General features: G+C 71.1%; 21 protein-coding genes. 17 read left to right on the top strand and 4 right to left on the bottom strand.

All coding sequences use genetic code 11. The annotated features are described in order from the left end of the window. The first annotated feature begins 35 nt into the window (after positions 1–35). Genes OG194_RS12420 through OG194_RS12400 form a run of 5 tightly spaced genes read left to right on the top strand, consistent with a single transcriptional unit; the run spans position 36 to position 3,388 of the window. Positions 36–392, top strand: coding sequence for a hypothetical protein (locus OG194_RS12420; protein WP_327400934.1), 357 nt, complete (start codon positions 36–38; stop codon positions 390–392). Further along, a complete protein-coding gene (locus OG194_RS12415) occupies positions 392–1,360 on the top strand; it encodes an FAD:protein FMN transferase (RefSeq protein WP_327400933.1) in 969 nt (322 codons plus the stop codon). Before OG194_RS12420 ends, OG194_RS12415 begins: the two co-directional genes overlap by 1 nt. Continuing rightward, positions 1,357–1,938 (top strand): ferric reductase-like transmembrane domain-containing protein, encoded by a 582-nt coding sequence (locus OG194_RS12410; RefSeq protein ID WP_327400932.1) that lies wholly within the window; start codon positions 1,357–1,359, stop codon positions 1,936–1,938. The genes OG194_RS12415 and OG194_RS12410 overlap by 4 nt, the downstream gene beginning before the upstream one ends. Further along, the gene (locus tag OG194_RS12405; protein WP_327400931.1) at positions 1,935–3,164 is read left to right on the top strand and encodes an NADH-ubiquinone oxidoreductase-F iron-sulfur binding region domain-containing protein; all 1,230 of its coding nucleotides are present in this window, start codon (positions 1,935–1,937) and stop codon (positions 3,162–3,164) included. The genes OG194_RS12410 and OG194_RS12405 overlap by 4 nt, the downstream gene beginning before the upstream one ends. A 2-nt stretch (positions 3,165–3,166) precedes the next feature. After that, complete coding sequence (locus OG194_RS12400) at positions 3,167–3,388, top strand: ferredoxin (protein WP_327400930.1); 222 nt, start codon at positions 3,167–3,169, stop codon at positions 3,386–3,388. Positions 3,389–3,459: 71 nt separating this feature from the next. Here the strand turns inward: OG194_RS12400 and OG194_RS12395 are convergent, their stop codons facing one another. Further along, positions 3,460–4,560, bottom strand: coding sequence for an Lrp/AsnC family transcriptional regulator (locus OG194_RS12395; RefSeq protein ID WP_327400929.1), 1,101 nt, complete (start codon positions 4,558–4,560; stop codon positions 3,460–3,462). An 84-nt stretch (positions 4,561–4,644) separates the two neighbouring features. On the opposite strand from OG194_RS12395, the gene OG194_RS12390 reads away from it, so the two are divergent. Genes OG194_RS12390 through OG194_RS12375 form a run of 4 tightly spaced genes read left to right on the top strand, consistent with a single transcriptional unit; the run spans position 4,645 to position 8,796 of the window. Next, entirely contained in the window at positions 4,645–5,883 is a 1,239-nt protein-coding gene (locus OG194_RS12390) for a M20 metallopeptidase family protein (protein WP_327400928.1), read from the top strand. Then, a complete protein-coding gene (locus OG194_RS12385) occupies positions 5,883–6,125 on the top strand; it encodes a hypothetical protein (protein ID WP_327400927.1) in 243 nt (80 codons plus the stop codon). Before OG194_RS12390 ends, OG194_RS12385 begins: the two co-directional genes overlap by 1 nt. Further along, on the top strand, positions 6,122–7,570 hold the full coding sequence (locus OG194_RS12380; protein WP_327400926.1) for a sodium:solute symporter family protein: 1,449 nt from the start codon (positions 6,122–6,124) through the stop codon (positions 7,568–7,570). Before OG194_RS12385 ends, OG194_RS12380 begins: the two co-directional genes overlap by 4 nt. Next, positions 7,567–8,796 (top strand): metal-dependent hydrolase family protein, encoded by a 1,230-nt coding sequence (locus OG194_RS12375; protein WP_327400925.1) that lies wholly within the window; start codon positions 7,567–7,569, stop codon positions 8,794–8,796. The genes OG194_RS12380 and OG194_RS12375 overlap by 4 nt, the downstream gene beginning before the upstream one ends. A 70-nt stretch (positions 8,797–8,866) precedes the next feature. Here OG194_RS12375 and OG194_RS12370 read toward each other — a convergent pair whose 3' ends face one another. Genes OG194_RS12370 through OG194_RS12360 form a run of 3 tightly spaced genes read right to left on the bottom strand, consistent with a single transcriptional unit; the run spans position 8,867 to position 10,797 of the window. Continuing rightward, positions 8,867–9,757, bottom strand: a complete 891-nt coding sequence (locus tag OG194_RS12370) for an aminoglycoside phosphotransferase family protein (RefSeq protein WP_327400924.1) — start codon at positions 9,755–9,757, stop codon at positions 8,867–8,869. 51 nt (positions 9,758–9,808) lie between these two features. Beyond that, on the bottom strand, positions 9,809–10,276 hold the full coding sequence (locus OG194_RS12365) for a ferritin-like domain-containing protein (protein WP_327400923.1): 468 nt from the start codon (positions 10,274–10,276) through the stop codon (positions 9,809–9,811). Beyond that, positions 10,273–10,797, bottom strand: coding sequence for a hypothetical protein (locus OG194_RS12360; RefSeq protein ID WP_327400922.1), 525 nt, complete (start codon positions 10,795–10,797; stop codon positions 10,273–10,275). The genes OG194_RS12365 and OG194_RS12360 overlap by 4 nt, the downstream gene beginning before the upstream one ends. 217 nt (positions 10,798–11,014) lie before the next feature. Between OG194_RS12360 and rimP the strand changes: the two genes are divergently transcribed. The 8 genes from rimP (at position 11,015) to OG194_RS12320 (ending at position 22,135) form a co-directional block, all read left to right on the top strand. Next, complete coding sequence (gene rimP / locus OG194_RS12355) at positions 11,015–11,569, top strand: ribosome maturation factor RimP (protein WP_327400921.1); 555 nt, start codon at positions 11,015–11,017, stop codon at positions 11,567–11,569. A gap of 2 nt (positions 11,570–11,571) precedes the next feature. Beyond that, the gene (nusA, locus tag OG194_RS12350) at positions 11,572–12,570 is read left to right on the top strand and encodes a transcription termination factor NusA (RefSeq protein ID WP_033284955.1); all 999 of its coding nucleotides are present in this window, start codon (positions 11,572–11,574) and stop codon (positions 12,568–12,570) included. Between the two features lie 90 nt (positions 12,571–12,660). After that, the gene (locus OG194_RS12345) at positions 12,661–12,939 is read left to right on the top strand and encodes a YlxR family protein (RefSeq protein WP_327400920.1); all 279 of its coding nucleotides are present in this window, start codon (positions 12,661–12,663) and stop codon (positions 12,937–12,939) included. Between the two features lie 146 nt (positions 12,940–13,085). Further along, the gene (infB, locus tag OG194_RS12340) at positions 13,086–16,292 is read left to right on the top strand and encodes a translation initiation factor IF-2 (RefSeq protein ID WP_327400919.1); all 3,207 of its coding nucleotides are present in this window, start codon (positions 13,086–13,088) and stop codon (positions 16,290–16,292) included. Positions 16,293–16,428: 136 nt separating this feature from the next. Further along, positions 16,429–16,722 carry a DUF503 domain-containing protein gene (locus OG194_RS12335; RefSeq protein ID WP_019064765.1) on the top strand — a complete coding sequence of 98 codons (294 nt, stop codon included), beginning with the start codon at positions 16,429–16,431 and terminating at the stop codon, positions 16,720–16,722. Between the two features lie 71 nt (positions 16,723–16,793). Further along, positions 16,794–17,249 carry a 30S ribosome-binding factor RbfA gene (gene rbfA / locus OG194_RS12330; RefSeq protein ID WP_327400918.1) on the top strand — a complete coding sequence of 152 codons (456 nt, stop codon included), beginning with the start codon at positions 16,794–16,796 and terminating at the stop codon, positions 17,247–17,249. Further along, entirely contained in the window at positions 17,246–18,151 is a 906-nt protein-coding gene (gene truB / locus OG194_RS12325; RefSeq protein ID WP_327400917.1) for a tRNA pseudouridine(55) synthase TruB, read from the top strand. The genes rbfA and truB overlap by 4 nt, the downstream gene beginning before the upstream one ends. Before the next feature lie 267 nt (positions 18,152–18,418). Then, entirely contained in the window at positions 18,419–22,135 is a 3,717-nt protein-coding gene (locus OG194_RS12320) for a trypsin-like peptidase domain-containing protein (protein ID WP_327400916.1), read from the top strand. Positions 22,136–22,243: the final 108 nt, after the last annotated feature.

Raw genomic sequence — 22,243 nt, 5'->3', positions numbered from 1 at the left:
GACGTGACAGAGCGTCACTGCGGAGGGGAACGGTCATGACAGTCAAGGAGCGTGGGGCCGCTACGGCGGTCCGCAGAGGCAAGCGGCGCATCGCGGCCGCCACGGCGGCGATCACGCTGGCGGCGGCGGCCGGGGTGTTCGCCCTGGTCGGCACGATGCAGTCGGACGCGGAGGCGGACACGGCGGCGGGCAGCACGGGTACGACGAGTTCATCGTCGTCCTCGACACCTTCGCCGTCCGCCTCCTCCAACACCTCGTCCACATCGGACAGTTCGACCTCGTCCTCGTCCTCGTCTTCCTCCTCATCTTCGTCATCAGACCTTCAGTCGTCCTCGTCCGGCGTGACCTCGTCCTCCGGCGGCTCCACCGACTCCACGTCGGGAGCGTCGTGATGAGTACGACGACCGCGGCGACCCCGCGCACGACCGCCGCCGCGGACTGGCGTGCCCTCGGCACCAGCGTCCGGCTGGTCGTCACCGACCCGGCCCTGTTGGACTCCTGCAACCTGCTCCTCGCCCGGCACCTCGCCGAGGTCGACGCGGCGTGCAGCAGATTCCGTACCGACTCCGAACTGACCGCGCTGGACGCCGCGTTGGGCCGCCCGATTACCGTCAGCCCGCTGCTCGCGGAGGCGTTGGCGGTCGCGCTGCGTGCCGCCGAGGCGACGGACGGCGCGGTCGACCCGACGGTCGGCTCGGCCATGAACGCCATCGGCTACGACCGCGACTTCACCCTCGTCCAGGAGGACGACCGCCCGATCCGGCTCACCGTGAAGCGCGCCCCGGGCTGGCGCACGATCGACCTGGACCGTACGACGGGCACGGTCACCGTCCCGGCCGGTGTCCGCCTGGACCTCGGCGCCACGGCGAAGGCATGGGCCGCCGACAAGGCCGCCGCGATGCTCGCCCAAGTGGCGGGCTGCGGAGTCCTGGTGAGCCTCGGCGGCGACACGGCCGTCGCGGGGGAGCCCCCGGCCGGCGGCTGGAACATCCGCGTGCAGGACGTCACCGGCTCCGTCGACGAGACGCCCACGCACGGCACGTACGCCACGATCGCCCTGCGCTCCGGCGGCCTGGCCACCTCGGGCACGGCGGCCCGCCGCTGGCGCCGGGGCGGTTACGAGCTGCACCACATCGTCGACCCGCGCACCGGCCTCCCGGTCCGCAGCCCCTGGCGTACGGTCTCGGTCGCCGCCGCGACGAGCGCCGACGCCAACGCGGCAAGCACGGCGTGCCTGGTCAAGGGGGCAGGCGCGGAACGCTGGTTGACGCGCCTGGGCCTCCCCGCCCGCCTGGTGGCACAGGACGGCACGGTCGTCACGACTCCCGGCTGGCCCACCCAGAAGGCGGTCACCGCATGAGCTCCGAGGTCCTCTGGTACGCCAACCGTGCCAGCGGAGCCGTCTGCCTCGTCCTGTTCACGGTCGTGGTCCTGCTCGGCATCGCGGTCCGCCTGCGCACCCGGCTCCCCGGCCTGCCTCGCTTCGGCACGGTGAACCTGCACCGCACCCTCTCCCTCTCCGCGACCGCGTTCCTGGCGCTGCACATCGCGATGGCGGTGATCGACGGATACGTGAACATCACCGTCGTAGACGCGGTCGTCCCTTTCGTCTCCGACTACGAGCCGTTCTGGCTCGGCCTCGGCACGGTCGCCTTCGACCTGATGCTCGCGGTCCTGGTCACCAGCCTCCTCAGAGAACGCATCGGCCACCGCACCTGGCGGGCGCTCCACTGGCTGGCGTACGCCTCCTGGCCGGTCGCCCTGATCCACGGCATCGGCATCGGCACGGACACCGGCACCGACTGGATGACCTGGCTGACCGTGTCCTGCGTGGCCGCGGTGGTAGCCGCCTTCGGTATCCGCACGGCCCACTCCGCCCGCGAGTCCCGCCGCACCCCCGCAGCCCTGCTCCGCACAGCCGAAGGAGCCCGATCGTGACCACGACGACGACCACGACCTTCACCGACATCTACATGTCCCCCCGCCTCCTCGCCCCCGGCAGCACCGCGGCCGACCTCTCCACCCACGAACTCCGCTACGGCCCACTGTCGTACGGAGATCCCGACACCCTCATGAGAACGGTCGCCGAATCCGGCCTCACCGGACGCGGGGGCGCCGCGTTCCCGACGTACCGCAAGCTGGTCGCGGTGGCCGACGCGAGCCGTCGCACGGGCCGCGCCCCCGTGGTCGTAGCGAACGGAGCGGAAGGCGAACCGGCCAGCCGAAAAGACAAGACGCTCCTGCGCCTCTCGCCCCATCTGGTCCTGGACGGGCTCCAGTTGGCGGCCCGGGCGGTGGGTGCGGGGGAGGTCCACCTGGCGGTGGAGGACGGCGCGTCCTACCTGGAGTCGGCCCTGGCCCAACGCAACGACCCGCTCCCCGTACAAGTCATCCGCCTGCCCAAACGCTTCCTGTCCGGCCAGGCATCGGCGCTGGCGCAATACGTCTCCGGCAACGCCCCGTTGCCCCGCCACCAACGCCCCCCGGTCCGCGAACGAGGGGTGCGCAAAGCCCCCACCCTCATCCAGAACGTGGAAACCCTGGCCCACCTCGCCCTGATCGCCCGCTACGGCGCCGACTGGTTCCGCAGCGCGGGGACCCCGACCCAGCCGGGCAGCACCCTGTGCACCCTGCACGTTCCGGGCCACGAAGTCCGGGTGGTGGAAGCCCCGTTCGGCCTCTCCCTGAACCGACTCCTGCCCCTGGACGGAACATCCGCGGTACTGGTCGGCGGCTACCACGGCACCTGGATTCCGGCCGCAGTGGCAGCCCAACGCACCCTGGATGCAGGTGACTTGGGAGCAGGAGTGTTGGCCGCACTCCCCGCAGGCCGCTGCGGCATATCGGAAACCGCCCGAGTCCTCCGCTACTTGGCCCTGCAATCGGCGGGCCAGTGCGGCCCCTGCCTCAACGGCCTCCCGCGCATAGCCTCCGCCTTCCAGACCCTGGCCACCCCCGGCCCCCAGGCCAACACCCGCCAGGACGTGGCCCGTTGGTCCGGCCTGGTGGAGGGCAGAGGCGCCTGCCACCACCCCGACGGCACGGTCCGCCTGGTCCGCAGCGCGCTGACCACGTTCGCGGCCGAACTGGACGCCCACGCAGGGGGTTTGTGCACCGCGAGCGACGTGACCCCCTTGCTCCCGATCCCGAACGAGGCCCACTGACCATGGACCAGAAAACACCCCAGAAGATCGACATCGACTGGACGGCCTGCCAGGGCCATGGCTTGTGCGCCGAGCTGCTCCCGGACCACGTCACCCTGGACGAGTGGGGCTACCCGCTGGTGGACGGGGCGCCTATACCGCCCCGCGCGATAAAAAGGGCTCGCCGAGCGGCCTCCGACTGCCCCGTCCTAGCCCTGAAACTAACGCCGAGGGCAACCCCCTAAGGGGCGCGGGGAACTGCGCGACCAGCCACAACGAACCCGCAGCCTGAATACGACGGACACCCCCCGGGAGCTCAACCGCCCCAAAAATCCATAGCCACCCGCCCCTCAATCCGCCCCCGCTCATCCAACAAACACCCACCCAACTTCACCGGCCGCAACGTCACCGCCCGATCCACAATCTCCAACCGAGACAACTTCGCCACCATCTCGCTCTCCAACCCCACCGCATCCCCCGGCGACCGCAACCACACCCCGACCAACAAATTCGCCGCCCCACTGACCGCCGCACACATCCGCACCTCAGGAAACCGCCCGAGCGTCCGAGCCGCCCGCTCCAACTGATCCGGCGGCACCCGCAACCACAACAACATCGTCACCGGCGCAGGCGAAAGAGACCGAGCAACCTCACACCGCAGCCGAATCACCCCACCCGCAAGAGCAGCCCCCAAATGCCGCCGGACGGTACTCGCCCCAACCCCCAGCCGCGAAGCCAACTCCGCATACGAGGCACGCGCGTTCTCCCCAAGGGCCAGCAGCAGATCCCGATCCAACTCCCCGAACCGAGGCGACATCCCCGGTGACGGCGACGACTCCGCGGCCATCAACAACCCCCGCTGCTCACGCGAGATGGCCCGAACCTGCCACCGACTCCCCTCCGCATACATCCGCGGCGCCACCAACGTCCGCGTCCCCACCACCCCCCGCAGCCCCGAGACCCGTTCGACGACATACCGGGACACCCCCTCCAGGCTCGCCGCCACCAGGTGCAGCACCAGATCACAGGGCCCCGCCACATAGTCGACGGCGGTCAGCTGCGCGTCACCGGCCACCGTCCGCGCCACCCGCATCGCCTCACCCGGCGCACAGTCCACCTGCACGAACGCGAACGCCAGCCGTTCCCCAACTGCCGCGCCCGGATAGGCCGTCAGCCACGCCTCCCGCCGCTCGACCAGCCGCTCCCAGTGCCGAGCCACCGTCACCGGCCCGACCCCCAGCGCTCTGCCGATCAGCGACCAGGGAGCACGCGGCCGGAGCTGCAACGCGTTGACCAGGGCGAGATCGGATTCGGACAGCATGGTGGATCCCTCGGATTGACGGCCGTTGTACGGCGGATCTCTCCAAAAATCGCCGCGGTGATGCACCGCCCTCTCATCATTGCCGACCAGAAGCACGGTCCGTACGGCGCCCGACGCACGAGCGCCCGCCCGGCTGGGCAGCGTCCTGGAGTTGCGGGAGTGACCTACGAGGGGATCGGGATGACGCTGAGAGACGACGCACACGAGCTCCAGGGCGAACTGGCCGTCCTGCGCCGGGCGTTGCACCAGGAACCGGAGATCGGCCTGTATCTGCCGCGCACCCAGGAGAAGGTGCTGGCCGCCCTGGACGGACTGCCGCTGGAGATCAGCACGGGCACGTCACTGTCCTCCGTGACGGCGGTCCTGCGCGGCGGCGGAACCGAGCCCGGCGGAGACGAGCCAGGACGCGGCCCCGTCGTCCTGCTGCGCGGAGACATGGACGGCCTGCCGGTCACCGAGCGCACCGGCGCGGACTTCACCTCCCGCATCGACGGCGCCATGCACGCCTGCGGCCACGACCTGCACACCGCCGGTCTCGTCGGCGCCGCCCGGCTGCTCGCCGACCGGCGTGAACTCCTCGCCGGGGACGTGGTGTTCATGTTCCAGCCGGGGGAGGAGGGCTGGGACGGCGCCGGGCACATGGTCGAGGAGGGGGTCCTGGCGGCGGCGGGCCGCCCGGTCGACGCGGCCTACGGGCTGCACGTCAGCTCGTCGTCGTACCCCACCGGCGTCTTCACCTCCCGCCCCGGCACGCTGATGGCCGCCTCGGCGGGCCTGCACGTACGGGTCGTAGGAGCGGGCGGGCACGGTTCCCGCCCGCACACCGCGCTGGACCCGGTGCCGGCGGCCTGCGAGATGGTCACCGCGCTACAGACGATGGTGACCCGGCGCTTCGACGTCTTCGACCCGGTCGTGGTCACCGTCGGCACCTTCCATGCCGGCACCCGGCGCAACATCATCCCGGACGACGCCGTCTTCGAGGCGACCGTGCGCACCTTCACCCCGGCCGCCGCCGAACGCGCCGCCGAGGTCGCCGTACGCCTCTGCGAGGGCATCGCGGCGGCCCACGGCCTCACCGCCGAGGTCGACTTCGTCCCCGAGTACCCGGTCACGGTCAACCACGTCGCCGAGCACGACTTCCTCGCCGACACCGTCCGCGAGGCCTTCGGCGAGGAGCGCTTCGCACCGCTGGCCGACCCGATCACCGGCTCGGAGGACTTCTCCCGGGTCCTGGACCGGGTGCCGGGCGCCTTCGTGTTCCTGGGTGCCGACACCACCGGCGACCCGGAGACCGCGCCCGGCAACCACTCCCCGCTCGCCGCCTTCGACGACAGCGTCGTCTCCGACGGCTCCGCCCTGCTCGCCGAACTCGCCGTCCGCCGACTGGACCGTCTCAACTCCCTTGCCAAGGAGGCGTAGTGCGTCCCTACCACCTGATCCCCGCCGTGCCCGCGCTCGCGCTGGCCCTCATGCCGTTCCTGCCGTTCGTGAACACCGAAGGGCTGTGGTTCGGCCTGCCCCGGATGCTCGTGTGGGGCGCGGCGTGGTGCGTGATGTGCACGCCGGCACTGCTGTTGACGGAGCGTCAGATGGCCCGCGAGGCAGCCGAGTCGACCGACGCCACCGCGACCGTCACGACCGCCGAGGGAGTCGACCAGTGACGACCATCCTGATCATGACGTTCACCGGCATCGTGCTGATCGGCGTCCTCGGCTTCGCCGGTCGCCGCAAGCCCGCCGCCGACCTGTCCGAATGGGCCGTGGGCGGACGGAACTTCGGCGCGGTGAGCATGTGGTTCCTCCAGGCCGGCGAGGTGTTCACCACCTTCACCTTCCTCGGCATGGCAGGCCTCGCGTTCAGCGGCGGAGTGGCGGCCCTCTACGCCCTCCCGTACGTCCCCATCGGCTACATGGTGCTGTTCTTCCTCGCCAAGCGCCTGTGGTCGCTCGGCAAGGAGCGCGGCTACCTCACCCAGGGCGACTACCTGGAGGACCGCTACGACAGCAAACTGCTCGGCACGGTCGCGGCCGTCCTCGGCGTCGTCTTCGTCCTCCCGTATCTCCAACTCCAGATCACCGGGCTGGGGTTGATCGTCCAGCTGGTCACCGGCAACTCGTCCTCCGGCACCCTCAGCATGATCATCGGCAGCGTGCTGGTCGTGGCCTTCGTCCTGTGGGCGGGCCTGCACGGCGTCGCGATGACGTCGTACTTCAAGGACGTCGTCATGCTGATCGTCCTGGGCGTGCTCCTCGTAGCCATCCCCTCCCACTTCGCGGGCGGAGTCGGCGCGATGTTCCACCGCATCGACAAGCTGCACCCCGAGATGCTGACGATCCACGCGGGACCCTCCGACCAAGTCTGGTTCACCACAAGCATGTTGGTCAGCGCGATCGGCGTAGGCCTGATGTGTCTCCCGCACGCCTGGCCCGCCGTGATGTCCGCCCGCGACCCCAAGGTCCTGCGCCGCAACTACACCTGGATGCCCCTCTACGAACTCTGTCTCCTGATGCCGATCATCGTCGGCTTCGCCGCCATCCTCGTGCTCAAGCCGGGCAGTTCGGCCAACGGCATCCTGCTGACCCTGAGCAAGCAGGTCCTGCCCGCGTGGGCGACGGGCCTGGTGGTGATCGCGGCGATAGCGACGGCGATGGTCCCGGCGGCGGGCATCCTGATCGGCATCTCCTCCCTGGTGGCCCGCAACATCGCCCGCGTACAGGGCGAACGCACCCAGTTCTGGATCAACCACGGCACGGTGGTGGCGGCGTGCGGCCTGTCCCTCCTGCTGGCGATCTTCCGCCCAGAACTGCTGGCCAACCTCCTGCTCCTCACCTACAGCGGCACGGTCCAACTCGCCCCCGCCATCGCCCTCGGCTTCCTGACCCGCCGCCCGGTGGGCAAGATCCCCATCCTGGCGGGCCTGTTCGTGGGTGAACTGGCCGTCATCTGGCTGACGTTCTGGAACAAGGACCTGGCGGGCAACGTCAACGTGGGCCTGATCGGCCTGGCCGCGAACCTGATCGTCCTGACCCTCGCGGTACCCGCCGAACGCCTCCTGGCCCGCAGGACAACTCCCGAACCCGACAAGCAGGTTGCGGTGACGGCATGAACAACTCCCCACTCCGTACGGTCTTCACGGGCGGCCTGGTCTTCGACGGCACCGGCGCAGCCCCGGCCCCCGCAGATGTGGTCGTGTCCGACGGCCGCATAGTCGAGGTGGGGGCGTCCCTGGACGGCGACACCCAAATCGACTGCACAGGGCGCACGTTGCTCCCGGGCCTGTTCGACTGCCACGTCCACCTCACCCTCAACGGCATAGGCCTGCTGGGGGCGTTGCAGAAGCCGTTCTCGTACCAGTTCTACGAGGCAGCGGTGAACCTGCGCCGCACCCTCGAAGCGGGCATCACCACGGTCCGTGACGCGGCGGGCGCCGACCTGGGCATCAAACAGGCAGTGGACGACGGCCTGTTGACGGGCCCCCGGGTCCAGATCTCCATCGGCCTGATCACCCAGACCGGCGGCCACGGCGACCCCTGGATGCCCTCGGGCCAGTGCGCCGGCCTCGCCGTACCGCACCCGGGCCGCCCACCCGCGCTCGCCGACGGCCCCGACGAGATGCGCCGCACCGCCCGCACCCTGCTCCGCGCCGGCGCCGAGGTCCTCAAGGTTTGCACCACCGGCGGCGTCCTCTCCCCACGCGACGACCCCCGCCACAGCCAGTTCACCCCGGCGGAACTCGACATCCTGGTGACCGAGGCACGCGCACAAGGCCGCTACGTCATGGCCCACGCCCAAGGCGCCGAGGGCATCAAGAACGCCGTCCGAGCCGGAGTCCGCTCCATAGAACACGGCATCCACCTGGACGACGAGGCAATCGACCTCATGCTGGAGCGAAGCACCTGGCTGGTCCCCACCCTGATCGCCCCGGTGTCGGTGATCCGCGCCGCCGAGTCCGGCATCCAGATCCCCGAAGCGATGCTCCGCAAGGCCAAGGAGGTCACCGAGGCCCACGCGACCTCGGTCCGCCGAGCAGCCGAGGCAGGCGTCCGCATAGCCATGGGCACAGACAGCGGCATCGGCCCCCACGGCACCAACCTGGACGAGCTTCCGCTGATGGAGGCGTGCGGCATGACCCCGGGCGAGGTGCTGGCAGCGACCACGTCGTCGGCCGCGCGTCTTCTGGGCTACGACGACCTGGGCACAGTAGAGCCGGGCCGCAGAGCAGACCTGGTGCTCGTCGAGGGCAACGCCTACGACCTGACGGCGCTGCCCGGCAACATAACGGAGGTGTGGAAGGACGGAGTCCGAACGGCCCTGCAAAACGGGGCTAATTGAGACGCCCGTCTTTTAGGGGCGCGGGGAACTGCGCGACCAGCCCCCACGCACCCGCAGACAAAAACGAGACCTAGAGCCACCCGGCAAATTCCAGCAACAACTCGGCATCCCGAGGCCGCCCCACGCGCAGCGCCCGCACCCCGGACTCCACCGCCCGGAACAACGTCCACCCCCGCAACCGCTCCTGATCCACATCCAAAGACTCAGCAAGCCGCTTGATCCGCCGCCGAGTTGTAGAAGCCCCCGACGGCGTAGCGATCAGATCCTCAACCCGATCCCGAACCAACCGAGCCAGATCAAACGCACACTCACCCACAACAGGATCCGGCCCCACGGCCAGCCACGGCACCCGCTCAGCCGCAAGCACCTTGCTCTGCCGAAACGTCCCATGCAGCAACCGAACCTCAGGCGGCGCAGCCAACAAGGCCTCCCGAGCCTCCAGCGCGGCCGAGACCAACGAGGCAACCTCCGGTCCACTGCCGCGCATCACCCGCGCCTGCCGCCCCGTCCGTTCGGCCACAGTCTCAAACGCATGATCACCAGGCGGCTCCACCCACAACCGCCGCAACGTCCCCGCCGCCTCCAGCAGGGCCTTCGCCTCCGGCAACGACCGCACCGACACATCAGGATGCAACCGCTCCAGCACCAGTACACCCTCGGCGGCGAACGGCTCGACAAGCTGCACGGCCCCCAGCCCACCCCACCGCGCCAGCGCGGCTCGCTCACTCTCCGGCCGGGCCCGACGCGGGGCCAGCTTCAACACGGCCGGGGTCCCGTCGGCCCGCCGCACCAGCACGACCAAACTGCTGCGCCCACCGGGAACCTGCACCCGCTCCACAGTCAACTCGCGTAGATCAACGGCCTGTTGAGCCACCTCGGGCAGCTTCTCCAACCAGTCGTCACCGCTCGGTGCCGTCTCCCCGAGCGCCCTCACCAGACGCTGCGGCGGTTCGAAAGCCATGCGCGAGTTGTTCCCTTCCTACGGTCCTGCGGTCTTGCGTCCCGGTGCGGATCACGCCGTGGGTGTCGCCGAGGCCGCGGGTGTCGCGGCCCGCTCGGCGAGACCAGGGAAGGGTACGCTCCCGCCCCGCCAGCGCACCGCGCGGACCGCCGCTTCCCGCAGCGCCTCCGTGGCCGTACCGCGCACCCCGTCCGTCGAGGCCCGCACGAGGTCGGAGTAGACCCCGGCGACGCGGTCCTCCAGCCCCGCGGCGAGTTCTACGGCCGCCGCCGAGTCCGGTACCGGGAACGGCAGCGCGTACGCGGCGGACGCGGCCACGGGCTTGCCGCCGAGGTCGCGCACCTCGCGGACCAGCGCGTCGCGCCGGGCGCGGTGCGCGTCGTAGGCCGCCTTGGCCTCCTGGCGCCGGCCCTCGCGGATGCGCCCGCCGACGACGCCGTAGCCGTACACCGCCGCGTGCTCGGCGGCCAACGCGGCCTGCAACGCGGTCAGTTCCGCGGCCTTCTCCTCGCTGCTCACTTGGCACCCTCCGTCAGCAGATACGCGTGCGCGGCCCCCGCGGCGGCCACCGAGGCCAGCAGCCGGGCCAGTTCGCCGGGCAGATCGAGCAGCGCCTTGGCCCGCCGGTCGGCGAGGGCCCGCTCGGCGGTGGCCAGATCGGCCAGGGCATCGCCAGGGGCCGCCGCAACGGGGGTGGACGACGCGGACGCCGATGCCGACGGCGAGGAGGAGGCCGTAGAGCCGCCGCTTCCGCCTCCGAAGGCCGCCGCGTGCCGTACGACCTCCGCGCGCAGCGGGTCCAGGCGGTCCGCCAGCGTCGGGTGCGCGGCGAGTACCTCGTCGTAGTGCCGGAGGAGGGTCTCGCTGTCCGTGGCCGCACGCGCGCGTGCGTGTTCGGCGGCGGACTCGCTGCCGCCCGCGGTCCCGGAGTCGTCCCCGTCGGTGGAACAGCCCACCAGGAGGACGGCTCCGGCGGCCGAGGCGAGCAGGCTCCTTCTGCGCGGCCCCAGGAGGGTGCGCGGAGGTGGGGGGAACGGCACGGCAGATCGTCCTCGGGGGGCTCGTACGAACGAAAAGGCGGGCGAAGAGACGGGAAGGGCGGCACGCCCGTGATCACGGTACCCGCGCGTAGGCCTGACGGCAGTCACCGGCACCGGTCCGCCCGCAGGTGGACGGCAACACACCTTGAGACCGGATACCCTTTGTGCAGACACGCGCCCTACCCACAACAGCACACGCGGCCGAGGAGTCACCCGGATGAGCACGACCCAGAGCGAGAGGCTGCGAGAACTGCTGGAACCGCTCGTCGGCTCCCAGGGACTCGATCTCGAAGAGGTCGCGGTGGACTCGGTGGGCCGCAAGCGGGTGCTGCGCGTGGTCGTCGATTCGGACACCGGTGCCGATCTGGACCAGATCGCCGATGTGAGCCGCGCGCTCTCGGCGAAGCTCGACGAGACCGACGCGATGGGCGCGGGCGAGTACACCCTGGAGGTCGGGACCCCCGGCGCCGAGCGCGAACTCACCGAACACCGTCACTACGTACGCGCCACCGACCGGCTGGTGAAGTTCCAGCTGGCCGAGAGCGGTGAGCTGGTCGCCCGGATCATCACCGTGGACGACGACGGCATCGACGTCGAGGTGCCCGGTGTGAAGGGGCGCAAGCCCACCGCCAAGCGGCTCGCCTTCGCGGACGTCGTCAAGGCCCGCGTGCAGGTCGAGTTCAACCGCAAGAACAAGAACGACGACATCGAAGACACCGAAGACATCGAAGACACAACAGAAGACAACGAAGAGAACGCAGAGGAGGCGTAGCCGTGGACATCGACATGAGTGCCCTGCGGGGCTTGGTGCGGGAGAAGGAGATCTCCTTCGACCTGCTGGTCGAGGCGATCGAGTCGGCGCTCCTCATCGCCTACCACCGCACCGAGGGAAGCCGCCGGCACGCGCGCGTGAAGCTCGACCGGGAGACCGGTCATGTGACCGTGTGGGCGAAGGAGGACCCCGAGGACCTGGAGGAGGGGCAGGAGGCGCGCGAGTTCGACGACACCCCGTCCGACTTCGGCCGGATCGCCGCCACCACCGCCAAGCAGGTCATCCTGCAGCGCCTGCGGGACGCGCAGGACGACGCGACGCTGGGCGAGTACGCGGGCCGTGAGGGCGACATCGTCACCGGAGTCGTCCAGCAGGGCCGCGACCCGAAGAACGTGCTCGTCGACATCGGCAAGCTGGAGGCCATCCTGCCGGTGCAGGAACAGGTCCCCGGCGAGACGTACCCGCACGGCATGCGCCTGAGGTCGTACGTCGTCCGGGTGGCGAAGGGTGTGCGCGGTCCGTCCGTGACGCTGTCCCGTACGCATCCCAATCTGGTGAAGAAGCTGTTCGCCATGGAGGTGCCGGAGATCGCCGACGGGTCGGTGGAGATCGCCGCCATCGCGCGCGAGGCCGGCCACCGTACGAAGATCGCCGTCCGTTCCACCCGCAGTGGTCTGAACGCCAAGGGCGCCTGCATCGGCCCCATGGGCGGCCGGGTGCGCGCGGTCATGGGCGAGCTGAGCGGCGAGAAGATCGACATCGTCGACTGGTCGGACGACCCGGCCGAGATGGTCGCCAACGCGCTCTCCCCGGCGCGGGTCTCCAAGGTCGAGGTGGTCGACCTCGCGGCCCGCTCCGCGCGCGTGACGGTGCCGGACTACCAGCTGTCCCTGGCGATCGGCAAGGAAGGGCAGAATGCCCGGCTCGCGGCCCGGCTGACGGGGTGGCGCATCGACATCCGTCCGGACACCGAACAGCCGTCCGACCAGGCAGGGGAATAGATCTCGGCCGCGAGTGGCTTAGATCACGACAACAACCGTTCGATTCTTCCCCCGAAGGGGTGAGGTCGGTGCGGGGAGGTAGACTTAGCAGTGTCTGGCCGGACGCGAGCCCGCGCATGCCCTGAACGCACCTGTGTGGGGTGCCGGGAGCGAGCGGCCAAGAAGGAACTGCTGCGCATCGTGGCGGTCGAGGGCGAATGCGCTCCCGATCATCGCGGTACGCTGCCCGGCCGGGGTGCGTATCTGCATCCCGCCCTGGTCTGTCTGGACCTGGCGGTACGCCGCCGGGCGTTCCCACGGGCGCTGCGTGCCCAGGGAGCGCTCGACACAAAGGCGTTGCGCCTCTACGTCGAGCAGGCGACACCGTAAGAGCGAGTCGTACGGAACCTCCGTGCGGCCCGGTATTCCGCGAGTTGGAAGTAGGTCGAGATTGCGATGAGCACTCGATGAGCACGCGATGAGTACGCCCATGAAGTAGCGACGGTCCGGACGCACCCGGACCTAAAAGGAGCGAAGTGGCTAAGGTCCGGGTATACGAACTCGCCAAGGAGTTCGGGGTGGAGAGCAAGGTCGTCATGGCCAAGCTCCAAGAACTCGGTGAGTTTGTCCGTTCGGCGTCCTCGACGATCGAGGCGCCCGTTGTACGCAAGCTGACAGACGCCCTCCAGCAGGGCAACGGAGGCGGCAAGCCCGCCCCCGCACGCAAGGCTGCCCCGGCTCGTCCGGGTGCCCCCTCTCCGGCGCAGGGTGCCCGTCCGGGCCCTGCCGCCCCGCGCCCGCCGGCCCCGAAGCCGGCTGTCGCCGAGAGCGTTGCCGAGGCTCCCGCAGCCCCGGCCGCGCCCGCCGCACCGGCCTCCGCCGGCGGCCCCCGTCCGGGTCCGCGGCCCGCGCCGCGTCCGGCTCCGGCCTCGCCGGCGCCGACCGCGCCCGAGTTCACCGCGCCTCCGGCGGCTCCCGAGGCTCCGGCCGCGCCTGCCGCCCCTGCTTCTACGGGCGGTTCCAGCTCTGCCCCGCGTCCGGGCGCCCCGCGTCCGGCGAGCCAGGCTCCCCGTCCGGGCGGTGCCCGTCCGGCCGGTCCCGGCCAGGGTGGTCAGGGTCGTGGCGACCGTCCCGAGCGCAGTGACCGCGGCGACCGTCCCGGCGCTCCGCGTCCGGGTGGTCAGGGCGGTCCGGGCGCGCGTCCCGGTGCTCGTCCGGCCGGTCCCCGTCCGGGCAACAACCCGTTCACCTCCGGTGGTTCCACCGGCATGGCGCGCCCCGGGGCTCCCCGTCCCGGTGCCCCGCGTCCCGGCGGCTCGGACCGTCCCGGTGCCCCTGGTGGCGCTCCGCGTCCGCAGGGTGCCGGTCAGGGCGGTCCCCGTCCCCAGGGCGCTTCGGGCGGTGCCCGTCCAGGTGCTCCCGGCGGCGCGCGTCCGAGCCCGGGCGGCATGCCCCGCCCGCAGGGCGGCGCTCCGCGTCCCGGCGGTGGCCCCGGCGGCAACCGTCCGAACCCCGGCATGATGCCGCAGCGTCCCGCTGCGGGTAGCCCCCGTCCCGGTGGCGGCCCCGGTGGCCGCGGTCCCGGTGCCGGCGGCGGTCGTCCCGGTGGTCCGGGTGGCGGCGGCGGTCGTCCCGGTGGTGGCGGCGGCGGCTTCGCCGGTCGTCCGGGTGGCGGCGGTGGCGGTTTCGCCGGTCGTCCCGCGGGTCCCGGTGGCGGTGGCGGCGGTTTCGCCGGCCGTCCGGGTGCTCCCGCCGGTGGCGGCGGTGGCCGTCCCGGCTTCGGTGGCCGTCCCGGTGGTCCGGGTGCCCGCGGTGGCACACAGGGCGCCTTCGGTCGTCCCGGTGGTCCCGCGCGTCGCGGTCGCAAGTCGAAGCGGCAGAGGCGCCAGGAGTACGAGGCCATGCAGGCCCCGTCGGTCGGCGGTGTGATGCTGCCTCGTGGCAACGGACAGTCCGTCCGTCTGTCGCGCGGTGCGTCGCTCACCGACTTCGCCGAGAAGATCAACGCCAACCCGGCGTCGCTCGTCGGCGTGATGATGAACCTCGGCGAGATGGTCACTGCCACGCAGTCCGTCTCCGACGAGACGCTGAAGCTCCTCGCGGACGAGATGAACTTCGTCCTGGAGATCGTCAGCCCGGAGGAGGAGGACCGCGAGCTGCTCGAGTCCTTCGACATCGAGTTCGGCGAGGACGAGGGCGACGAGGACGACCTGGTGGTTCGCCCGCCGGTCGTGACCGTCATGGGTCACGTCGACCACGGTAAGACCCGCCTCCTCGACACCATCCGCAAGACGAACGTCGTCGCGGGCGAGGCCGGTGGCATCACCCAGCACATCGGTGCCTACCAGGTCGCGACCGTCGTCAACGAAGAAGAGCGTCGCATCACCTTCATCGACACCCCGGGTCACGAGGCGTTCACCGCCATGCGTGCTCGTGGTGCCAAGTCGACCGACATCGCGATCCTCGTGGTGGCGGCCAACGACGGTGTGATGCCCCAGACGATCGAGGCGTTGAACCACGCCAAGGCGGCCGGTGTGCCGATCGTGGTCGCGGTCAACAAGATCGACGTCGAGGGCGCCGACCCGACCAAGGTGCGCGGTCAGCTCACCGAGTTCGGTCTGGTGGCCGAGGAGTACGGCGGCGACACGATGTTCGTCGACATCTCCGCCAAGCAGGGCCTCAACATCGAGAGCCTGCTGGAGGCCGTGGTCCTCACCGCGGACGCCTCGCTCGACCTGCGGGCCAACCCGGAGCAGGACGCGCAGGGCATCGCGATCGAGTCCCACCTGGACAAGGGCCGCGGCGCCGTCGCGACCGTCCTGGTCCAGCGCGGCACCCTGCGGGTCGGCGACACCATGGTGGTCGGCGACGCCTACGGCCGTGTCCGCGCGATGCTCGACGACAAGGGCGACAACGTGGAAGAGGCGGGTCCCTCGACCCCGGTCCTCGTCCTCGGACTCACCAACGTCCCGGGCGCCGGCGACAACTTCCTCGTCGTCGACGAGGACCGCACGGCACGTCAGATCGCCGAGAAGCGGGCGGCGCGCGAGCGCAACGCCAACTTCGCCCGGCGTGGTGTCCGGTTCTCCCTGGAGAACCTGGACGAGGCCCTCAAGGCCGGTCTGGTGCAGGAACTCAACCTCATCATCAAGGGCGACGCGTCCGGTTCGGTGGAGGCTCTCGAGTCCTCGCTGCTCCAGCTCGACGTCGGCGAAGAGGTCGACATCCGCGTCCTGCACCGCGGCGTGGGTGCGGTCACCGAGTCGGACATCGACCTGGCGACCGGCTCCGACGCGATCGTCATCGGCTTCAACGTCCGCGCTGCGGGCCGCGCGGCGCAGATGGCGGAGCGCGAGGGCGTGGACGTCCGGTACTACTCGGTGATCTACCAGGCCATCGAGGAGATCGAGGCGGCCCTGAAGGGCATGCTCAAGCCGGAGTACGAGGAGGTCGAGCTCGGCACGGCGGAGATCCGCGAGGTCTTCAAGTCGTCCAAGCTGGGCAACATCGCCGGTGTCCTGGTCCGCTCCGGAGAGGTCAAGCGCAACACCAAGGCGCGCCTCGTCCGCGACGGCAAGGTCATCGCGGAGAGCCTCAACATCTCCGGTCTGCGTCGCTTCAAGGACGACGTCACCGAGATCCGCGAAGGGTTCGAGGGCGGTATCAACCTCGGCAACTTCAACGACATCAAGGTCGACGACGTCATCGCGACGTACGAGATGCGCGAGAAGCCTCGCGGCTGATCGACACAGCACGCGATCGGGGCCGGTCGGCGGAGAGAATTTCCGTCGATCGGCCCCGGCCGTTGCGTGTACGGTTCCTGTATCGGCGTCCGAGACCGGCGCCCATACCCCGAACCGGCGGGACATCCGGACACACATGTATGTGGGGACTCTGTCCTTCGACCTGCTCCTCGGCGACGTCCACTCGCTGAAGGAGAAACGCTCTCTCGTCCGTCCGATCGTGGCCGAACTCCAGCGCAAGTACGCGGTGAGCGCGGCCGAGACGGGCAGTCAGGACCTCCATCGCAGGGCCGAGATCGGGCTCGCGGTGGTCTCCGGGGACACGGGACATCTCACCGACGTACTGGACCGCTGCGAGCGACTCGTCGCCGCGCGGCCCGAGGTGGAACTGCTCTCCGTTCGACGCAGACTCCACAGCGACGAAGACTGAAGCCGGACGAAGACCGAAGCAAGCGGCAAGACGTAGTCGCAGCAAGACGTAGTTACTAAGGAGACGGACCAGTGGCCGACAACGCGCGTGCCAAGAGGCTGGCGGACCTCATCCGAGAGGTGGTGGCCAAGAAGCTGCAGCGCGGGATCAAGGATCCGCGGCTCGGCACCCACATCACCATCACGGACACCCGCGTCACGGGTGACCTGCGGGAGGCGACCGTCTTCTACACGGTCTACGGGGACGACGAGCAGCGGGCCGAGGCGGCAGCCGGTCTGGAGAGCGCCAAGGGCATCCTGCGTTCCGCGGTGGGCACGGCGGCCGGCGTGAAGTTCACACCGACCCTCACCTTCATCGCGGACGCCCTCCCGGACACCGCCAAGACCATCGAGGGCCTCCTCGACAAGGCGCGGCAGTCCGACGAGAAGGTACGCGAGGTCTCGGCGGGTGCCACGTACGCGGGTGACGCAGACCCGTACAAGAAGCCGGACGACGAGGACGACGACGAGGACGACACCGCCGAATGACCGAGAAAACCCCGACGCCCGACGGCCTTGTCATCGTGGACAAGCCGTCGGGCTTCACCTCGCACGACGTGGTCGCCAAGATGCGCGGCATCGCCCGCACCCGCCGCGTCGGGCACGCGGGCACCCTCGACCCCATGGCAACGGGCGTACTCGTCCTGGGAGTCGAGAAGGCGACAAAGCTCCTCGGGCACCTCGCCCTCACCGAGAAGGAATACCTGGGCACGATCCGGCTGGGCCAGAGCACCCTGACCGACGACGCAGAGGGCGAGATCACGGGGTCGACAGACGCCTCGAAGGTCACCCGGGACGCCGTCGACGCCGGGATCGCCAAGCTCAGCGGCCAGATCATGCAGGTCCCGTCCAAGGTCAGCGCCATCAAGATCAAGGGCGTGCGCTCGTACAAACGGGCCCGCGACGGCGAGGACTTCGAGATCCCGGCCCGCCCCGTCACCATCTCCTCCTTCGCGGTCTACGACGTCCGGAACGCCGTCGCCGAGGACGGCACCCCCGTCCTGGACCTGGTGGTCTCGGTGGTCTGCTCGTCCGGCACTTACATCCGGGCCCTGGCCCGCGACCTGGGCGGGGACCTCGGCGTGGGCGGCCACCTGACCGCTCTCCGTCGCACCCGCGTCGGCCCGTACAAGCTCGACACGGCGAGGACCCTGGACCAGCTCCAGGAGGAGCTGACCGTGATGCCGATGGCCGAGGCCGCGGAAGCCGCGTTCCCGCGCTGGTCCGTGGACTCCCGTCGGGCGAAGCTGCTGCTCAACGGAGTCCGCCTGGACATCCCCGAGGAGTACACGGGCGTCGGCGCGGTCGGCGTCTTCGATCCCGAGGGCCGCTTCCTGGCACTCGTGGAGGAACAGAAGGGCAAGGCCAAGAGCCTCGCCGTCTTCGCCTGAGAGTCGCTCCACGGGCGGGACGGGGTCTCAAGTCCCGCCCGTGGAGCGGCGGTCACGGGGTCCACGTTCCCGCCGCTCCACGGTCCCCCCTCGGTTCCCCCACCCCTAGGGTGTATCCAACCCTCCGCTTCTATTCACCCGTCCGGGCAGGCGCTCGGAGTGAACCGAGGGAGCGGAAGGGGGCGCGTTCACCACGCGATCTGTCCCGCTGATCACGCCACGCCTACCGTCGAACACAGGGCATGGGTACGGCGGGGAGGTTCGACCATGGCGGGACGTGGCCTGCGGACGGGCGGCGGCCGTCGGACGCGGGAAGACGCACGGGCGGAGCGGTCGACGCGGGGCGCCGTGTCGGCTGTTGGTGACGCGGCAGGTGCTGCGCCCGCTGCCGGTGACGAGTCCTTGGTGCGCATCCGCGACCTCGCCGGGCGCCCGCGCGGCACCGGATTCGTCGCCGACCACCACGGCACGGTGATCACCAGCCACGAGGCGGTCGACGGACTGTCCCGCCTCGTCCTGCACGCGGCCGGCGACCGCACCTGCCTCGTGACCGCCGACGCGGTGACCCCGCTGCCGGCCCTCGACCTGGCCCTCGTCCGCACCGAGGGCCTCGGCGTCGACCCGCTCCCCGTCACGGTCCGGGACCGCGTCGAGACCGGCACCTACGTCCGCGTCGCAGCGGACCGCTGGCGCGAGGCCCGCCTCCTGGGCGCGACCTCCGTGACCTATACGGCCACCGACCGCTTCCATCTCCTGGACGACGCCCTGGAGTTGGCGATCGGCACGGCGGGGCGGGACGCGCTGCGGCTGGGTGGGGGAGCGGCCGGAGGCCCGGTCCTCGACGCGGTGACCGGAGCGGTGATCGGTGTCCTCGGCACGGCATTGCAGTCCGGGCAACGCGACACGGGGTTCGCGGTGCCGCTACGCCAAGTGGGCGGTGGGGAGGGCCCGTTGGGTGACCTCCTAGCACGGAATTCCGCGACGGTGCCCGCGTACGGCGCGGACCTCAATCTGGCGGGAGTCCTGGAACTGACGGCCACGTCGGTGGGGTCGGACGGGCCGCCGGGGGCGCTCGCGGGGTTCGTGGGTCCCGGGCTGGACGGCGACGGTTCGTGTGTGGTGGAGCCCATTGAACGCCCCTCGCTGGTACGGGAGTTCGTCGCGTTCGTCGAGAGTCCGGCCGTCGTGCTGGGTCTTGTCGGAGCGCCGGGCAGCGGCCGTACGACGGAGCTCGCGGCGCTCGCCGCGCGGCGCAACGGGGGTGCGGAGCCGGCTCCCACGTTGTGGTTGCGCGGTGCCGATCTGCGGAACGGGGACGCGTCGGTGGCGGACGCGGTGCGTAGGACGGTGGAGCGGGCGGCACGGATCGTCGCCGCGTCCGTCTCGGCGCATGGGGACTGCGGCGACCTCGGCGATGTCGGTCCCGAGCGACTGGCGCGGGTTGCCCGTGACGCCGGGCGGCCCTTGCTGTTGCTGCTCGACGGGCCTGAGGAGATGCCGCCTGTGCTTGCCCATCGGCTGGGCGAGTGGACCCGGGGGACGGGGGAGTGGTTGCGGGAGAGCGGGGCGCGGTTGGTGGTGGGGTGTCGGGCGGAGTACTGGGAAGGGGCGGGGGCGGGGTTTCCGAGGGAGTCGCTGTACGGCGAGTCTTCTTCCGGCAAGCCTGAGGTCGGCGAGGTCGGTCCGGCTCACTCCGGGGCGCCTGCGGCTGACCGTGTCGGTCCGCTTCTCTTCGAGGCGCCCGCGCCTGGTGACGCCGGTCCGCATTTTTCAGCCTGTCCGGCGTTTGAGGACGAGGCCGTTCAGGCCGATGAGGGGTCTGGGGGCGCAGCCCCCAGGGCGGTTCCGCCGGTATGCGTTCAGCTTGGAGATCTCGGCCCGGACGAAGCCCGCCGAGCCCGCGCAGCTTACGGCGTTCCGGACGGCGTCCTTGCCGAAGCCGATGCCCGGCATCCTCTCGCCCTCCGGCTCCTCTCCGAGGTGCTCGCCGCGCTGCCCGCCGCACCTGGCGCCCCGCTCGACCGGGACGACGTGTTCGCCGCCCACCTCGACCTCATGTGCCTCCGGATCGCGGTCCGGCTCGCCGCCGAGAACGGGCTGCGCGGCACCGCCGTGCGACGGCTCGCCGCGAAGGTGTCCGGGCAGGTGCACGAGGCGGCGCGGCGCAGTCTCGGGCCGGGGCAGGGGGAGTTGGACCGGGAGTCGTTCGAGGCCGTGTTCCCGTGGGGTCCCGCACCGGCGCGGCTCGGCGGTGGCAGCCGGTGGGCGTCCGCAGTCCTCACCGAGGGGCTGCTCGTGCCGGCCGGGACCGGATACCGGTTCGCCCACGAGGAGTTGGCCGACTGGATCCAGGGCACCCACCTCGACCTCGACGAGGCCCTGCGGGCGTTGGTCCACCGTTCCAGGACTCCACGCACCGGACTCCCCGTGCCACATCACCGCATCGGCCCTGTCGTGCAGGCCCTGCTGCTCCTCGCCAGGCAACACGGCACGCACCAACTGGCCCTACGACTGGAGGAGTTGGCGGACGCCCTGAACGTCGACCCGGACTCCTGGTGGGCCGCGCGGCTGCTCGCCGAGGTGTTGCGAAGGGTGCCCGATGCCACGCCGTACGGCAACGCGTTGCGGCTGCTGGCCGACCAGTTGGTGGCGCGGAGGCAGCAACAGGCGGTCGTACCGAAGGAGTTCGCGCCGGAGTTCTGGACCGCGCTGCACCTGCCCCATGCCGAACGGTTCGAGTTGCTACGGCGGCTCGTGCTCACCGACGCAGCCCCGCAGGGCACCGCGCCGCCCCGTTTCCTGGACACCGCCGCCGAGTTGCTCGCCGCCGACCCCGCCGTCGTACAGCCGCTGCTGACCCGGTGGTTCGACGACGAGCGGTCGTTGCCCGCGACGCCGGAGGCGACCGTGGCGACGGCCGCGCAGGCGTTGCTGCACACGCATCGGCGGCGGGCGCTGGACGATCTGACGGAGGTGCTCGTCGGCTGTGCGCACGGGCGGGCCGACGAACTCCTCGCCGTGCTGGCCGAGGAGGAGCCGTCGGCCGTGTGCCGGGCGGTGGACCGGTGGGCGCACGACGAGCGGCCGGCGCGCAGGGTGGCGGCGGTGGCGTACGGACTGCGGGCCGCTCCGCACGTACGGACCGAGGCGGACCGTGAACTCCTGCGCTACGCGGCCGAGTTCCTCCTGGCCCGCCCCGCCGACTCCACCCTGCACGGCGGCGCGCTCGCCCTCCTGGTCCGCGATCCGCGCACCCGCACCCGCCATCTCCCGCAGGCGCTACGGCACTTCGCGTCCGGCGACCCGCAGTTCCCGCCGAGCGCGCTGGCCGCCGCCCTCACCACGCACCCCGAACCGGTCCTGGAGGCCTTCCGCGCCCGCCTGCACGGACCGCACGCGAGTGAGGCCGTCCGTACGCTCGCCGACGTCACGACCCCGGCGCTCGCCCGCCGGGCCGCCGCCCTGGTGCGCGAGACCGCCGTACGGTGGCCGGAGACGGCCGCGTACCTCGGCGTCTACGTCGACCGCTGCCTCGACCACGGCCCCACCGCCGGCGTCCTGCTGTTCCCTCTGGTCACCGGCCTCCTGAGCGGCGGCCCGGCGTCGGTACGGATCGCCCTCGCCCCTGTGCTCGCCGCCCCCGGCACCCCGATTTCCCGCCCCCTGCGCCGCGAACTCCTGGAGTTCCTGCTCACGCACGAGCACGACCCCGCCGTCCTGGACGCACTCCTGCACACGGCCGGCCGCCGTGACGACGACGAGATCCGCGACCTCGTCCACCGCACCGGCCGGCTGCTCGTCCGTACCCCCGCGGGCGCGACCCGTTTCGACCGCGGGCTTGTCGACCTGGGCCGCCACGTGCCCGGCTTCGCCGCCCTGATGGCCCGCTGGCTGGCCGACACCCCGGAGGACTGGGCGGCGGTGGTCGGACCCGGCACGCGGCGCATGATCGAGAACCTGGCCGGGGTGGGGGTTCCCGCGTAGCGGCTCTGGTACGTGCGCCCGGTCACAGCCTCCAGGCCGATGCGGGCCACAGGCCCCCGGCATGGCACCCTTAGACCTGCGTAAGAGGTCAATGACACAGGTCTACAT

Source organism: Streptomyces sp. NBC_01288, from assembly GCF_035982055.1.
Taxonomy (GTDB): Bacteria; Actinomycetota; Actinomycetes; order Streptomycetales; family Streptomycetaceae; genus Streptomyces.
The sequence above is the reverse complement of the archived record's forward strand: the minus strand, read 5'-3'. Positions and strand labels throughout refer to the sequence as shown.

Excerpts from the sequence above, each read along its gene's own strand:
- OG194_RS12390 (WP_327400928.1), top strand. The coding sequence starts at position 4,645 with ATGACGCTGAGAGACGACGCACACGAGCTCCAGGGCGAACTGGCCGTC.
- OG194_RS12375 (WP_327400925.1), top strand. The coding sequence starts at position 7,567 with ATGAACAACTCCCCACTCCGTACGGTCTTCACGGGCGGCCTGGTCTTC.
- OG194_RS12335 (WP_019064765.1), top strand. The coding sequence starts at position 16,429 with ATGTATGTGGGGACTCTGTCCTTCGACCTGCTCCTCGGCGACGTCCAC.
- OG194_RS12320 (WP_327400916.1), top strand. The coding sequence starts at position 18,419 with ATGGCGGGACGTGGCCTGCGGACGGGCGGCGGCCGTCGGACGCGGGAA.
- rimP (WP_327400921.1), top strand. The coding sequence starts at position 11,015 with ATGAGCACGACCCAGAGCGAGAGGCTGCGAGAACTGCTGGAACCGCTC.
- OG194_RS12370 (WP_327400924.1), bottom strand. The coding sequence starts at position 9,757 with ATGGCTTTCGAACCGCCGCAGCGTCTGGTGAGGGCGCTCGGGGAGACG.
- OG194_RS12410 (WP_327400932.1), top strand. The coding sequence starts at position 1,357 with ATGAGCTCCGAGGTCCTCTGGTACGCCAACCGTGCCAGCGGAGCCGTC.
- OG194_RS12420 (WP_327400934.1), top strand. The coding sequence starts at position 36 with ATGACAGTCAAGGAGCGTGGGGCCGCTACGGCGGTCCGCAGAGGCAAG.
- OG194_RS12415 (WP_327400933.1), top strand. The coding sequence starts at position 392 with ATGAGTACGACGACCGCGGCGACCCCGCGCACGACCGCCGCCGCGGAC.
- OG194_RS12400 (WP_327400930.1), top strand. The coding sequence starts at position 3,167 with ATGGACCAGAAAACACCCCAGAAGATCGACATCGACTGGACGGCCTGC.
- truB (WP_327400917.1), top strand. The coding sequence starts at position 17,246 with ATGACCGAGAAAACCCCGACGCCCGACGGCCTTGTCATCGTGGACAAG.